Genomic DNA, 13,985 nt, shown 5'->3' on the forward strand with positions numbered 1-13,985 from the left:
GGGCGCGGGAAGCGTCCGGCCTTTTCGATTCCGGACGGCCCACATGGCATCGCACGGCCCGGATAGAACCAATCAGGCTGCCAAGCTAGAATACCCGAGCGCGCCACCCTTCGCGGCGCCGGGAGCGGTTCATGACGAACGCATCGATGCAACGGAATATGCCGACACACGTCGCGTCCGTCAACGCAGCTCGCCCGTTGGCAGCCTTTGTGATTGCCGCAGCAATGCTGCTGTCATCGGCGGAGATCGCCGGCGCGCAAACCGACTTGGAACGGCAGGCGCAATGCGAGCTGGCGGCCATCCGCGACACGAGATCGCCGCTTGCCGTCCAATACATCCGTTCGGCCTGCAACTGGCTCGTGGTCAACGGCGAGTCCCTGCTGAACGCATCCAGCAAGGGCTACTATGTCTGCCTCGTGCGCCAGCTCTCGGGTGCCCAGTCCAACGAGGCGGCTGCGGCGATCATGTCGGCATGTCGCGCGTCCAATCCGCTTTGAAGCCGCCGCCTAAGCCCCGCTGAGCGCATGCTCGAGATCGGCGATCAAATCGGACGGATTTTCGATGCCGATCGACAGCCGAATGGTGCAATCGAGCACGCCGATCTTGCGGCGGATATCGGCGGGCACGCCGGAATGGGTCATCGTCGCCGGCAGGCTCGCCAATGATTCCGTGCCGCCAAGGCTAACCGCGAGCTTGAAGATCTGCAGGCCGTTGAGAAACTTCTCTGCCGCCGCCTGGCCGCCGACGATGTCGAACGAGAACGTCGATCCCGCGCCCAGGCATTGCCGCGCGAACACGCGCCCTGCCGACGAGGTCTCCGCATGATGGCCGAGATAGTGGACCTTCGCCACCTTGGCATGGTCGCGCAGGAAATCCGCAACGAGGCGCGCATTGCTGTTGGCCTTCTCCATGCGCAGGCTCAAGGTTTCCAGGGAACGGTTGATCATCCAGCAGGAATGCGGATCGAGCTGGGTGCCGATGGCGCCGCGCAGCGCCTTGATGCCCTTCATCACCGCCTTTGTGCCGAGTGCCGCCCCCGCGATCAAATCGGAATGGCCGCCGACATATTTGGTCAGCGAATACAGCGAGATGTCAGCGCCATGCTCGATCGGCCGCTGAAATACCGGGCCGAGCAGCGTGTTGTCGCAGGCGATGATCGGCGTGTGGCCTTGGGCCTTGCCGATGCTGTCGGCGACGCGGCGCATCAGTGCGATGTCGGCCAGCCCATTGGTCGGGTTGGCCGGCGTCTCGACCAGGATCATCGAAACCCGCCCCCGACGCATCGCCTCTTCCGCGGCCTGGTTGACGACCGCCTCATCGATGCCGTCGGCAAAGCCGACCGCGCCGATCGAGAAGCGCGACAGTGTGTTCGTCAGCAGGGTTTCAGTGCCGCCATAAAGCGGCTGCGAGTGCAGAATGACGTCGCCAGGGCGAACGAACGCCAAAATCGTCGTCGAGATCGCCGCCATGCCTGACGAGAACAGCGCGCAGCTCTCGGTGCGCTCATAGACCGCGAGCCTATCCTCGACGATCTCGCTGTTGGGATGGTTGAAGCGCGAATAGACCAGGCCCGCCCCCATGCCCTCTGGCGGCTCGCGGCGGCCCGCAACGTAATCGAAGAAGTCCTGCCCGTCTTCTGCCGTTTTGAAAACGAAAGTCGAGGTCAGGAACACCGGCGGCTTGATGGCGCCTTCCGACAGCTGCGGATCATAGCCATAGGTCAGCATCAGCGTTTCCGGATGCAGCATATGGTTGCCGATATGGGTTTTCGACGGGAACGGTTTTGCCATGGCCTGTCTCGCTGTTAATGCAGTTCCTCGCCGCGGGTCGGAACTCTGAACAGCGTGAGACATCAACGCCGACGGCGCGAGCAAACATAGTCCATCTGACGGCGATCCGTCAGGGCGCGCGAACGGAATTTACGGCACCCACCGCTGTCATTCCCCGCAAAAGCGGTGAATCCAGTATTCCAGAGACGTCAAACGTCCCCCGCGCTAGCACGGCATACTGGATCGCCCGCCTTCGCGGGCGATGACACCGAATTTGAGTGACGCGCTCGCAGCAGCTACTTCAGCTTCAGCCGATAGGTCTCGTGGCAGTCGTTGCAGCGATCGTTCATCGCGGTGTAGGCCGCCTTCAGGCTTGCCACGTCCTTGATCTTGCCCTTGACGTCGGCGATCGCCTTTTGCACCGGCGGGATCTTGGAGTCGAAATCGGCCTTGTTCTGCCAGACCTTCGGCGAGGAACCATAGTTGGCGTTGACCACGTCCTGCTTGGGATTGACCTCGAAGGTCTTTGCGATTTTGGCGACGTCGGCCTCGAGGCTGGCGATCGCAGCGTCGGCTGCTTTCTGATCGTAGGGGATTTCGCCTTTCGTCATCTTGAGGATCACGCCGTACATGCTCTTCGCCTGCGAGCGCATCAGATTGTCCTGCTGGACGGCGACCTCCTGCTGCGCCATCACGGCGCCTGCACCCAGAAGCAGGGTGCCCGCGACAATCAACATTCGTTTCATAGGCTTATTACTCCGGCTCGCAAGTCGGTTTGGGGGAAACCATAGGGGTTAGAACCCGGCCGCGGGCCGTTCATTCCCGCGGAGCCGGGCGGCAGCCTTACAGGCTGTGGCGGCGGTGGTGCTCGTTGATCGCGATCCACACCCGCTCCGGCGTTGCCGGCATGTCGATGTGGTCGATCTTGTACTCGCGCCAGAGCCCGTCGACGATGGCGTTGACGACGGCCGGGCAGGAGCCGATCGCGCCGGCCTCGCCCGCGCCCTTCACGCCCATTGGATTGGTCGTGCAGGGAATGTTGTTGGTCTCGAACACGAAGGCGGGACCATCGGCCGCACGCGGCAGCGCATAGTCCATGTAGGTGGCGGTGATCAGCTGGCCGTCGGTCGCACCATAGACCACCTGTTCCATCAGCGCCTGGCCGATGCCCTGCATGGCGCCGCCATGGACCTGGCCCGCCAGGAGCAGCGGATTGAGCGTCTTGCCGAAATCGTCGACGATGACGTAGTTGACGATTCTGATGATGCCGGTGGCCGGATCGATCTCGACCTCCGCCAGATGCGTGCCGTTGGGATAGGTGCCGTCGGCGCTGGCGAAGGTCGCGCTGCCATTGAGCTTCGACGGATCGGCGCCCGCGCGCTTCGCGACGTCGGCGAACGAGATCGAGCGGTCGGTGCCGGCGATCCTGATGATGCCGTCGGTGATCTCGAGGTCACCGGCGCTCGCTTCCAGCGCCTGCGCCGCGATCTCCTTGAGCTTCTGGCCGAGATCGCGTGTGGCGCGCTCGACGCTGACGCCGCCTGACGGGATCGAGGCCGAGCCGCCGGTGCCGAGGCCCGTCGCAATCTCCGCGGTGTCGCCCTGGCGGACGTGCACGCGCTCCGGCGCAACGCCGAACTGCTCGGCGACGATCTGCGCGTAGGCGGTCTGGTGGCCCTGCCCGCTCGACTGCGTTCCGATGAGGACGGTGACGTCGCCGTTGGGGTCGAGGCGGACATTGGCCGTCTCTTCACCCATCACACCGCAGACCTCGACATAGCTTGCAAGGCCAATACCGCGGATCAGGCCATGCTTCTTGGCCGCCTTGGCGCGCTTCGAAAACTCCTTCCACTCGCCGATCTCCATCGCGCGCTTCAGATGCGCGGCGAAGTCGCCGGAATCGTAGACCTTGCCGGTCGCGGTCTTGTAGGGCAGCGCCTTCGGCGGGATGAAATTCTTGCGGCGGATTGCGTCCGGCGTCATCTCGAGCTTGCGCGCGCAGGCATCGACAAGGCGCTCGATGACATAGGCGGCCTCGGGTCGGCCCGCGCCACGATAGGCATCGACAGGCACGCTGTGGGTGAAGATGGTGCGCACCCGGCAATGGAAGGCCTGGATGTCATAGAGGCCCGGCAGCATGCCGGCGCCGCCATGCGGGATGTAGGGCCCGAAGGTCGAGAGGTACGCGCCCATGTCGCCGATCAGGTCGCAGTCCATCGCCAGGAACTTGCCGTCCTCGGCCAGCGCCATCTTGGCCGTGGTGACGTTGTCGCGGCCCTGCGCGTCGCCCATGAAATGCTCGGAGCGATCGGCCGACCATTTGACGGCCTTCTTCAGCTTGCGCGCTGCGACGGCCATCAAGGCGTATTCGCGATACGGGAAGAGCTTGGTCCCAAAGCCGCCGCCGACGTCGGGGCAGATCACCCGCATCTTGTCCGTGGGAATGTTGAGCACGTTCTGGCAGAGGATGTCGCGCAGACGGTGGCTGCCCTGGCTGCCGACGGTCAGCGTCAGATGATCGGCCTTGGGGTCGTATTCGCAGACCGCCGCACGCGTCTCCATGAAGCTCGCGACCACGCGCGGATTGACGATGGAGATTTCGGCGACCGTGTGCGCCTTGGCGAATACGGCTTCAGTCGCCGCCTTGTCGCCGATCGAGACGTCGAACAGCACATTGCCCGGCTTGTCCGGCCAGACCTGCGGCGCGCCTTTCTTGATGGCGTTGACGACGCCGGTCACCGCCGGCAGAGGGCTCCATTTAACCTCGATCGCCTCGATCGCGTCGCGCGCCTGGTCGATGGTCTCGGCAACCACGAAGGCGACCGCATCGCCGACATGCCGCACCTCGTCCTTGGCCAGGATCGGGTAAGGCGGGCCGGTGAACGGATCGGTCTCCAAATTGAACAGGCAGGGCAGATTGCCGAGATCCCCGACCTCGGCGGCGGTCAGAATCAGTGCAACGCCAGGAAGGGTGCGGGCGCGGCCGGCATCGATGGTGAACTTGGCATGGGCATGCGGCGAGCGCAGCACCAGACAGCGAAGCACGGCCTGCGGCGCGTAATCGTCGGTATAGCGGCCCTTGCCGCGGATCAGCGCGTCGTCCTCCTTGCGAAGCACGCTTTGGCCGACGCCGAACTTGATGGGGGCTGCCATTGTCTTGTCCGTCCTATGGTTGTTTTGCCGGCATATTGCCGTGGAAAAAGAGGCAGTGCAAACGGCTTTAGGCAGACCGGGCCCGCGAAAAATCGTCCCGTGGCTCGCACCTCAGAGCGGGATTGGACGGAAGGGCCGCAGCGCGGTCATTTCCCTGTGAAGATCGACGATCCGGGGCCTGACATTGCGTTTGCCGCCGCGCGAATGACACAAAGCAAGACCTCAAGCCTCCGGTCGGACCGTCACCGCTTTGCGCATCGGATGCCTCATCGTTATCCCGAAGCAGGCTGCGGCGGCCCGATCATGGTGCAGCCACTCGACAGGTAGAAGCGGAGCGCGGTGGCCGTGCTATCGAGTGCAAGCCATTCGAGGCCACGGCGTGATGCCCAGAGTTCGATATCGCGCAGCAGCGACTTGCTCGCTCCCTTGAATCTTGCCTCGGGCGCCACATAGTTCAACAATATAAATCCATCGGACCGAACGGACGCAACCCCGGCTATCTGCTCATCGTCGACAGCCACATGAACAGCGTGAGTGGCGATCCATCGCCGCATGTTGTTCACCGTCTTGTTGCTGAGCCACATCGACAGAGTAGCCGCGTCACCCCTGTGATCGGACACGCACAACTCCTGGATCGACCGCCGCACGACGTCGACTGCACGATCTGCATCCGCGATTTGAGCCAGCCTAACCCGCATTTTCAGGCGCCCCGTCAAAAGCAATATCAACGTCTTATTCACGGAGCCTGACGCATCAGGCCTCTTGGCTCATCAGAAGCGGCCATGCGCGTTGGTCAAGCGCACGTCCGCTTCTGACGCGTGATCGATTACATCCCACGGCGGCTCCATAGATACATCGTGCTATCCCTGAGCGTATCGATCGCTCGCTGGGGCGAGAGGTAGTCGACCTCCCCGCGCGTCAGGCCGATATCCATGAGCTCCCTGTCGCTCAGGTCCTGCAAGGTGAGCTGCGGGTTCTGGCGCCGTGCCAGAAACGCAAGCCAGGCTTGCTTGAGCAGTCCGAGGAGGCTTGGCGTCGATGCCGCCGTTGGTCCGGCAGCTTCCTCGTCCAGCGCCTTGGCGGACGCCTTGAGGCGCTCCGCCAACGCATGGTCGATCGCGCCCTTCGCCTGCACGATCGAGAGACTAAGGCCGCGCCTTGCGGCCTCGCCCCCAATTCCGGGTGAGATATCCGTTAGTTGTGGTGGCATCGTACGCTCCTGCTGTTGTGCCGGCAGGGAGCGTGGCCAAACAAAAGGCCCCGTCCGATGCCGGCGGGGCCTGGTGGAAAAGATGTCGTCGTCGAATTGCTAGCGCACGACTCCTTCCACGGCCCAGCCGAAGCGGGTCATGTGGTTGAAGTTGACTTTGCGCGAGCATTTAATCATGCGCGGCCAATAGCAGGACAATCGCGCGAAATCAAGAGATGCATGGGAGCCAAGCACTCCTTTCAGGCGAGTGGCGACAGGTGTTCGCGAACATCCAAAATGGCGTTGCAGGGACAGATCAAGGCAAGCCTTCTTTCCGCGGCCGCATGCCGCGGAAAGGAGATCGCCGACCGACAAGACAGCCGCTCTCCTGCGAAGGAGCTCAGCAGAGGTCATGAAGGATTCCGGCCATGGACAAGATCAGCGCGATCAACGTCCAGACCAGAGGGCTATTCAGAAACGGCGACACCTGAGCCTCCGAACTCGGCCGGAAAATCCTTCAGTTTCGGTAGGCCATCCCTGATCGGCAACACCGTCTCGGAATAATTCACGTGCACGCCCGGCGCGAACTTCAGCGTTGGTAATGTGGCTGCATACACGTCGACCAGCCCAAGCGGCGGATGGTCGCACATCAGATGCCCCCCGCAGCGCTTGCAGTATTGCCGATGGCTTAGCTCCGATTGTGCGTAGGTGGCGACGAATTCGGCGCCCTTGGTCACCCGCACGTTCTGCGGCTTCCACAATGTGAATGCGTTCACCGGGGCGGCCGACCAGGAGCGGCACGACGAGCAATGGCAATATCCCATTGCCTCCGGTGCTCCCTCCGCTTCGATTTCAACCTCGCCGCAAAAGCACTTGCCGTTGTAACTTGTCATGATGTTGATCTCCTTGATCTGGTCTGCTGAACGTCTGAAGCTTCGGCCTTATTTCGCGAACCTTGCCTGGATTTCGGCAAGCCCCGCGTCATAGACCCCGAGCAATGCTTCGCTCGCGGCCTTCTCTTGCCCTCGCTCGGGAGTATAGGAGCCGTTCCAGGTGACGGTGGATGATCCATTGGCTTTCGCAGTCACCTTGATCGTTGCGGTGTAGTTCGAGACGGGAAGAGGGCTCGTCAGAAACTTGTAGGAGTAGCTGCGCTCGGCTTCATTCCGAGCGACTTGCGTCTCGACGAAAGCCGCCTTTCCGTCCTTCGTGACGAGAATGCGCGTCGATGGCGCCTTGCCATCCTCGATGCACTGCCCCACCGGAGGCAGCCAATCCCTGATCGCGCAGAACGGCCCGATCAGCGACCAAACGTCCTGGGCAGTTGCCCGCACGTCAACGCTACGGGTGATCGTGGCTGTAACGGCGGATGCCGTGCCCGAGTGGAGCAACACCGTGCCGAACATCGCAGCGCTCGCCAGGGAGAGCCTGGGCCTGCCGAAAATCTTTATCATCGCAATTACCTTGTCATTGTGAGTTGATGCCATAAGGCTCCTGGCCGACGCATCGCGACGGCCCTTTGAGCCCGGTGGAGCGGTCCAAGTCCGCATTGCTGAGGGTTAGCAAGGGCCTTCTGCGCGCCACTAGTTCACGAACTGAATCGATGCCGGTACAGATTTTGAACTGGAAGCCCGAGCGAATTCCGCAGTACGTTCGCAAATGGTCCACAAGGAGAGAGAACATGGCTGCTGGCAGCTACAAGCAGTTCTGTCCCGTCGCAATGGCCGCCGAGGTTTTGTGTACACGCTGGACTGTGGTGCTACTGCGAGAGCTGATCGCCGGCTCGACGCGGTTCAACGATCTGCGCCGTGGTGTCCCCCGAATGTCGCCCGCACTGCTATCCCAACGGCTCAAGGATCTCGAGTCTGCGGGGATTGTCGCGCGGGAAGCGTTGGTTTTGGAGCCTGGCGTCCATGAATATCGGCTGACGCCGGCGGGACGTGAACTCACTCCCATCGTCGAAGGATTTGGAATCTGGGGCCAACGCCGGATCAAGGCCGACCTGTCGCTCCAGCACCTCGACGTTCAACTGCTGATGTGGGATATGCGGCGAAATCTGAATCCAACGCCGATGCCCAGGCGGCGAAACATCATTCAGTTTGTCTATCCCGAGCTTTCAGCGACGCAACGACATTGGTGGCTGATCGTCGATCCCGAGGAAGGCGTCGACCTGTGCTCGATCGATCCCGGATTTGACGTCGACCTCTATATTTCCGTCGATCTGCGCAGCATGACCGCAATCTGGATGGGGCTCGACACGGTCCGGGCGGCCGTGGGCAATCGTCGGATGATTCTGACCGGCGACCGGCAAATCGCATCCTCGATGCAAACCTGGCTCGGTCTCAGCCCGTTCGCCAAGGAAAGAAAACTGGCGAGTTGAAGGCCGGCCATTCGCTCGCTCGCGCCTAGCCGCGCACCAGCGAGACCAGCCATCTGCGGCCGAACAGCACGAGGACCGCGAGCGCGTAAACGATGGTGCCCCCGACGGCCAACAGCACCAGAGTCACTTCATCGTGGAAGCGCATCGCACCTTGCGAAGGTCCGCTGACACGTGCGATCAGCCATAACGCAGCCGCGAGGATAATCCCGGTCAGTAGGAATTTGCCGAGTGACATCAGCCACGCCCGGTCGAGCACGAGAAAGCCGCGCCGCACGGCGAAGAACAGCACCAACATGAGATTGGTCCAGACGCCGACGGCCGTCGCGAGCGCAAGGCCGATCTGGGCCAGCGATCCCATCAAGGCCACCTTCAGTGCGACGTTGACGGCAATGCCGGTCAGCGACGCGCGGACCGGCGTTGCGGTATCCTTGCGCGCGTAGAAGGTCGCGACCGCGCTGCGGATCAGCACGAAGGGGACGAGGCCGATGGCATAGGCCGCAAGCGTGCCGCCGGCGGCAACCGCATCGGCCTTGGAGAACGCACCGCGGGCGAACAGCGCGCGCATGATCTCGTCGGGCACGGTGAGAAAGGCCGCGACGAAGGGGATCGAGAACAGCAGCGTGAAATCGAAAGCGCGGCGCTGCGCCTTCATCGCGCCGTCATGATCGTCGGCCGTGATCCGTTTCGACATCTCCGGCAGCAGCACCGTGCCGATGGCGATGCCGATGACGCCGATCGGCAATTGATTGAGACGGTCGGCATAATACAGCGCCGAGAGTGCGCCTGCCGGCAGGAAGGTCGCGATGATGGTGTCGGCGAACAGCGCGACCTGCGTGCCCATCGAACCCAGTGTCGCGGGACCCAGCGCCTTGAAGAAGCTGCGGACGTCTTCATCGAGCTTGAGCGGCGCAAAGCGCGGCAGGCCGCCATGAAGCGCGAGATCGCCGGCGAGCAGGAAATATTGCAGGAAGCCCGAGATCAGGACGCCCCAGGCCGCGGCGTGGCCAGCGGTCGGAAACCAGACGGCGACCGCCAGCGTCATCATCATCGCGACATTGAGGAAGATCGACGCGGCCGCCGCACTGGCAAAGCGCTGCATCACGTTCAGCATGCCGCCATAGAGCGTCACCAGCGTGATCAGCAGCAGATAGGGAAAGGTGATCCGGGTCAGTTCGATCGCGAGCTTGCGCTGCTCGGCGTCGTCCGAAAAGCCGGGCGCAAGTAGGCTCATGGCCTGAGGCATGAACAGCCAGGCGACGATCAGCAGCACCACCTGCGAGGCCAACAGCAGCGTGAAGATGCGGTCGGCGAACAGGTGTGCCGCCCCCTCCCCCTTTTCGCCGTGGACATGCGCATAGGCCGGCACCCAGGCGGCGTTGAAGGCGCCCTCGGCAAAGATCGCGCGGAAATGATTGGGCAGCCGCAGCGCCACGAAGAAGGCGTCGGCCACTGGGCCGGCGCCGAGGATCGCCGCGAGCATGATGTCGCGGGCAAACCCCGTCAGCCGCGAGAGCAGCGTGTAACCACCGACCGTGAAAATGCGTCCGAGCATGCGTCTGTTTTAGAGACTCATCAGCCTGACGATAAGGCTTTGAAGTTTGACGTGATCAAAAAAGACGAGGGCTCGGCTTCCGATGCGAATTGCTGTGCCCTCTCCCCTTGTGGGAGAGGGAAGGAAATCACCCCGCGAGTGCGCCTTGCACGGCGGCGATGACCCGCTCCTGATCGGCTTCGGTCAGATAGGCGTGCATCGGCAGGCTGATGACGTCCTGCGACAGGCTCTCGCAGCCAGGCAGGCCGCCCTCGGCGACCGGATACTGCTTGTAGGCGGACTGCTGATGCATCGACTTGCCGTAATAGACGGCGGTCGGCACACCCTGGGCTTTCAGCGCGGCAGCGAAGCCGTCGCGGTCGGTACCTTCAGGCAGCCGGATCGTGTACTGCGCCCAGACCGAGGTATTGCCCGGCGCCAGACGCGGCACGGCGACCATGTTGGAGAGGCCGCGCGCATAGCGCTCGGCGACCTTGTTGCGGGCGGCGACCTCGTCGTCAAAAATCTTCAGCTTCTCGATCAGGATCGCAGCCTGCATGGTGTCGAGCCGGCCGGTGAGGCCGAGGCGGATATTGTCGTATTTATCGACGCCCTGCCCGTGCACGCGGATGCTGCGTAGCGTCGCCGCCAGTTCGTCGTCATCGGTCAGAATCGCGCCGCCGTCGCCGAAGCAGCCGAGCGGCTTTGCCGGAAAGAAGCTGGTCGTGGTGGCGAGCCCGAAGGTGCCGAGCTTGCGTCCCTTGTAGCTTGCGCCAAAACCTTGCGCGGCGTCATCGATGATGAAGAGGCCTTCGGCCGCGGCGATATCGGCGATGGCATCGTGGTCGGCAGGCTGTCCGAACAGATCGACCGGAATGACCGCGACAGGCTTCAAGCCGGCCTTGCGCGCGGCCGCAATGCCGCGCTTGAGCGACTCCGGGTCCATGTTGAAAGTCGTCTCATCGACGTCGACATAGACAGGCGTCGCGCCGGTCCTTGCCGCGGGCGAGGCGGTCGCAATGAAGGTGAAGGAGGGACACAGCACGGCATCGCCGGGCCCGACGTTCCTCGCCATCAGCACCATCAGAAGCGCATCGGTGCCGTTGGAGCAGGTCACCACGTGCTTGGCGCCGCAATAGGCCGCAAGCTGCTTCTCGAGCTCGAAAACTTCAGGGCCATTGACGAACTGGCAATGATCCATCACGCGCTTGACGGCCGCATCGAGCGAGGCGCCAAGCCGGACGCGCTGGGAGGCGACGTCGATGAAGGGAATGGGTTCGGAACGCAGATGCTGGTTCATGGTCTGGTTCTTCGCCTGGTTCTTGGCGCCTTCTTGCCTGGTCGACATGGAATGGCTGTTAGCCGGCGACGCGGCGCGGGCCCTTGCGGGCGGGCGATGTTGCTGCGGGCCGTGACGGCGTCTCAAGGCACTGCGTTGCGATCTCGAGGCTGGCGACGCCTTCATCACCGGTGACTGCGGGGGTCTCGCCATTGCGCACCGCCTTGAGGAAGGCGATCAGCTCTGCCCGCAGCGGCTCGTCATGGCCGACGGGCAGATGCCGCATCGAGTAGCTGCCGTCAGGCTTGAAGCCGAAGCACTCGGTGACCTGGCGCGTCAACAGATCGCCCATCACGTATTTGCCGCGGGTCGCGACCGTGACGCTGCGCGCCTTGAACGGCGTCAGCCAGTTGGTGTTGATGTGGGCAAGCACGCCATTGGCGGTGCGGAACTGCAAGAGCGCGATGTCCTCGCGTTCGGCGACTGCGCTCGACAGCTGCGGCTGCACCTCGACGATGTCGGATTCGGTGAACCAGCGGATCAGATCGATGTCGTGCACGGCGAGGTCGATGACGACGCCGACATTGGACATGCGCGGCGGGAACGGGCCGACGCGCGTGATCGCGATGGAGAGAATGTCCTCGCCCGCGATCGCCTGCTTGACTGCGGCAACGGCTGGATTGAAGCGCTCGACATGACCGACCATCAGCGTGACGCCGGCCTTTTGCGCGGCGGCGACGATGTCGCGGCCCTCTTTCACCGTGGAGGCGATCGGCTTCTCGACCAGCACGTGGATGTTCTTGGCGATGCAAGCGAGCGCGACCTCGTGATGCAGATGGGTCGGCGCCGCGATGGTGACGGCATCGACGCCCTCGGCGAGGAGTTGGTCGAGCGTCTCGAAGCTGTTGCAATCGGCAAGCTCGGTCGCCCGCGCGCGATGCGCCGGCGAAGGATCGACCACGCCGACCAGGCTGACGCCGGGCAGACCGGCGAGCACCCGCGCATGGTTGCTGCCCATCACGCCGGCGCCGATGACACCAACGCGCAGGCCGGCCTTTGCCGGCTGTGATCCCATGGAACTCATCTGAGCAAACCCCGATTCAACGCAAATCCCCGGGCCGCTTCTAGCACGGGTGCCACAGTTGTGGCGAATGCCGGCCAAACTGCCCGGACACGATTTGATTCAAAAAGTTACACGTTCTCCGGGCCTTAGGCCGCAGAAAGCAGGCTTTTCAGGCCCGGGTCGCGTGATTCGGAGTTCGCTGGTTACGACCTTTGATAGTCGTCTTCAATCCGGATGATGTCGTCTTCCCCGAGATAGGACCCGGTCTGGACCTCGATCAGTTCCAGCATGATTTTACCGGGATTTTCCATCCGGTGGACGGCGCCCATCGGGATGTAGATGGACTCGTTCTCGTGCACCGTCTTCACGGTCTCGTTGACGGTGACGCGGGCCGCACCGCGGACCACGATCCAATGCTCGGCGCGATGATGGTGCTTCTGCAGCGACAAGCGTCCGCCCGGCTTCACCACGATGCGCTTGACCTGGTGGCGCTCGCCATTGTCGACCGACTGATAGCTGCCCCAGGGGCGGTGCACCTTGAGATGCTCCTCGGTGACCTTCGGCGCGACGGCTTTCAGCTTGGTGACGAGACGCTTCAGCCCGTTGGCATCCTTCTGCCGCGAGACCAGAACCGCGTCCGCGGTCGCGACGACGACGAGATCGTCGACGCCTTCGAGCGCGACCAGCGCGTGATCGGTCGTGACGTTGCAATTGCGCGAATCCTCGAACACGGCCGTGCCGTGCGCGGCATTGCCTTGCGCGTCCTTCTCGGACAATTCCCACACCGCGCGCCAGGAGCCCACGTCGGACCAGCCGCACGACACCGGCACGACCGCGGCGCGCGAGGTCTTTTCCATCACGGCGTAGTCGATCGAGATTGCCTTGGCCGCGCCAAAGGCCTGCGGCTCCAGCGTCACGAAGCCGAGATCGCGGCCGGCGTTGGTGACCGCGTTGGAGACCGCCTCCACGCTCGCCGCGTCGACCTTGCGATACTCGTCGAGCAGCAGCGCCGCGGGAAACATGAAGTTGCCGCTGTTCCAGAGATAGCCCGAATTGACGTAGTCCGCGGCCTTTACCGCATCCGGCTTCTCGACGAAACGCGCAACCGCGTGCACCTCGCCGGAGATCACCTCACCCGGACTGATATAGCCGTATTCGGTCGCCGGCCGCTCCGGCTTGACGCCGAAGGTGACGATGCGGCCAGTGCTCGCAGCCGCGAGGCCCTCGCGGCACGCCGCGACGAAGGCGGCATTGTCCTGCACGACGTGATCGGCGGCGAGCGCCAGCACGATCGCTTCACTGATGCGGTTTTGCGCGAACGCCGCGCCGGCGGCGATTGCAGGACCGGAGTCGCGGCGCATCGGCTCGAGGATGACGTCGGCCTCGATGCCGATCTCGGCGAGCTGCTCCAGCACCATGAAGCGGTAGGCCGCATTGGTGATGACCACAGGGCGGTCGAACAGCGACGCATCCGAAACACGCAGCAGCGTGTCCTGGAACGTCGAGCGCGGACCGAACAGCGGCAGGAACTGCTTCGGGCGCACCTCGCGCGAAGCCGGCCACAGCCGCGTGCCGGCACCACCGCACATGATCAGGGGGATAATGCGTTTGTCCATCGTCG

General features: G+C 63.4%; 13 protein-coding genes. 2 read left to right on the forward strand and 11 right to left on the reverse strand.

The window, feature by feature from the left end; translation table 11 throughout:
• The first annotated feature begins 131 nt into the window (after positions 1-131).
• Positions 132-497: a VF_A0006 family four-cysteine protein gene (locus tag L6637_RS33255; RefSeq protein WP_237865007.1), complete on the forward strand. Its 366-nt coding sequence runs from the start codon at positions 132-134 to the stop codon at positions 495-497.
• Between the two features lie 9 nt (positions 498-506).
• On the opposite strand, the gene L6637_RS33260 is transcribed toward L6637_RS33255, so the two are convergent.
• The 7 genes from L6637_RS33260 to L6637_RS33290 form a co-directional block, all read right to left on the reverse strand.
• Complete coding sequence (locus tag L6637_RS33260; protein ID WP_237873215.1) at positions 507-1,790, reverse strand: cystathionine gamma-synthase family protein; 1,284 nt, start codon at positions 1,788-1,790, stop codon at positions 507-509.
• 275 nt (positions 1,791-2,065) lie between these two features.
• Positions 2,066-2,515, reverse strand: coding sequence for a cytochrome c (locus tag L6637_RS33265; RefSeq protein WP_237873216.1), 450 nt, complete (start codon positions 2,513-2,515; stop codon positions 2,066-2,068).
• 97 nt (positions 2,516-2,612) lie between these two features.
• Entirely contained in the window at positions 2,613-4,922 is a 2,310-nt protein-coding gene (locus tag L6637_RS33270; protein WP_237873217.1) for a xanthine dehydrogenase family protein molybdopterin-binding subunit, read from the reverse strand.
• Between the two features lie 272 nt (positions 4,923-5,194).
• Positions 5,195-5,542 carry a GNAT family N-acetyltransferase gene (locus L6637_RS33275; RefSeq protein WP_237873218.1) on the reverse strand — a complete coding sequence of 116 codons (348 nt, stop codon included), beginning with the start codon at positions 5,540-5,542 and terminating at the stop codon, positions 5,195-5,197.
• Positions 5,543-5,748: 206 nt separating this feature from the next.
• A complete protein-coding gene (locus L6637_RS33280) occupies positions 5,749-6,132 on the reverse strand; it encodes a DUF1127 domain-containing protein (RefSeq protein ID WP_237873219.1) in 384 nt (127 codons plus the stop codon).
• 446 nt (positions 6,133-6,578) lie between these two features.
• Entirely contained in the window at positions 6,579-7,004 is a 426-nt protein-coding gene (locus tag L6637_RS33285; protein WP_237873220.1) for a GFA family protein, read from the reverse strand.
• 48 nt (positions 7,005-7,052) lie between these two features.
• Entirely contained in the window at positions 7,053-7,565 is a 513-nt protein-coding gene (locus tag L6637_RS33290; protein WP_237873221.1) for an SRPBCC family protein, read from the reverse strand.
• A 227-nt stretch (positions 7,566-7,792) separates the two neighbouring features.
• Between L6637_RS33290 and L6637_RS33295 the strand changes: the two genes are divergently transcribed.
• A complete protein-coding gene (locus L6637_RS33295; protein WP_237873222.1) occupies positions 7,793-8,491 on the forward strand; it encodes a winged helix-turn-helix transcriptional regulator in 699 nt (232 codons plus the stop codon).
• Positions 8,492-8,516: 25 nt separating this feature from the next.
• On the opposite strand, the gene murJ is transcribed toward L6637_RS33295, so the two are convergent.
• The 4 genes from murJ to L6637_RS33315 all read right to left on the reverse strand — a co-directional run bounded on the left by murJ (position 8,517) and on the right by L6637_RS33315 (position 13,980).
• Positions 8,517-10,043 carry a murein biosynthesis integral membrane protein MurJ gene (gene murJ, locus L6637_RS33300; RefSeq protein ID WP_237873224.1) on the reverse strand — a complete coding sequence of 509 codons (1,527 nt, stop codon included), beginning with the start codon at positions 10,041-10,043 and terminating at the stop codon, positions 8,517-8,519.
• A gap of 127 nt (positions 10,044-10,170) precedes the next feature.
• Positions 10,171-11,370, reverse strand: a complete 1,200-nt coding sequence (locus L6637_RS33305; RefSeq protein ID WP_237873225.1) for a DegT/DnrJ/EryC1/StrS family aminotransferase — start codon at positions 11,368-11,370, stop codon at positions 10,171-10,173.
• A 10-nt stretch (positions 11,371-11,380) separates the two neighbouring features.
• Positions 11,381-12,385 carry a Gfo/Idh/MocA family protein gene (locus L6637_RS33310; RefSeq protein ID WP_237873226.1) on the reverse strand — a complete coding sequence of 335 codons (1,005 nt, stop codon included), beginning with the start codon at positions 12,383-12,385 and terminating at the stop codon, positions 11,381-11,383.
• Between the two features lie 182 nt (positions 12,386-12,567).
• Positions 12,568-13,980, reverse strand: a complete 1,413-nt coding sequence (locus L6637_RS33315) for a mannose-1-phosphate guanylyltransferase/mannose-6-phosphate isomerase (protein ID WP_237873227.1) — start codon at positions 13,978-13,980, stop codon at positions 12,568-12,570.
• Positions 13,981-13,985: the final 5 nt, after the last annotated feature.

The sequence above is a fragment of the Bradyrhizobium zhengyangense genome (assembly GCF_022012435.1).
GTDB lineage: Bacteria > Pseudomonadota > Alphaproteobacteria > Rhizobiales > Xanthobacteraceae > Bradyrhizobium > Bradyrhizobium zhengyangense.

What these genes read in the sequence shown, in the direction of transcription:
- L6637_RS33255 (WP_237865007.1), top strand. Translation starts at nt 132, where the DNA reads ATGACGAACGCATCGATGCAACGGAATATGCCGACACACGTCGCGTCC.
- L6637_RS33260 (WP_237873215.1), bottom strand. Translation starts at nt 1,790, where the DNA reads ATGGCAAAACCGTTCCCGTCGAAAACCCATATCGGCAACCATATGCTG.
- L6637_RS33265 (WP_237873216.1), bottom strand. Translation starts at nt 2,515, where the DNA reads ATGAAACGAATGTTGATTGTCGCGGGCACCCTGCTTCTGGGTGCAGGC.
- L6637_RS33270 (WP_237873217.1), bottom strand. Translation starts at nt 4,922, where the DNA reads ATGGCAGCCCCCATCAAGTTCGGCGTCGGCCAAAGCGTGCTTCGCAAG.
- L6637_RS33280 (WP_237873219.1), bottom strand. Translation starts at nt 6,132, where the DNA reads ATGCCACCACAACTAACGGATATCTCACCCGGAATTGGGGGCGAGGCC.
- L6637_RS33285 (WP_237873220.1), bottom strand. Translation starts at nt 7,004, where the DNA reads ATGACAAGTTACAACGGCAAGTGCTTTTGCGGCGAGGTTGAAATCGAA.
- L6637_RS33290 (WP_237873221.1), bottom strand. Translation starts at nt 7,565, where the DNA reads ATGATAAAGATTTTCGGCAGGCCCAGGCTCTCCCTGGCGAGCGCTGCG.
- L6637_RS33295 (WP_237873222.1), top strand. Translation starts at nt 7,793, where the DNA reads ATGGCTGCTGGCAGCTACAAGCAGTTCTGTCCCGTCGCAATGGCCGCC.
- murJ (WP_237873224.1), bottom strand. Translation starts at nt 10,043, where the DNA reads ATGCTCGGACGCATTTTCACGGTCGGTGGTTACACGCTGCTCTCGCGG.
- L6637_RS33305 (WP_237873225.1), bottom strand. Translation starts at nt 11,370, where the DNA reads ATGTCGACCAGGCAAGAAGGCGCCAAGAACCAGGCGAAGAACCAGACC.
- L6637_RS33310 (WP_237873226.1), bottom strand. Translation starts at nt 12,385, where the DNA reads ATGAGTTCCATGGGATCACAGCCGGCAAAGGCCGGCCTGCGCGTTGGT.
- L6637_RS33315 (WP_237873227.1), bottom strand. Translation starts at nt 13,980, where the DNA reads ATGGACAAACGCATTATCCCCCTGATCATGTGCGGTGGTGCCGGCACG.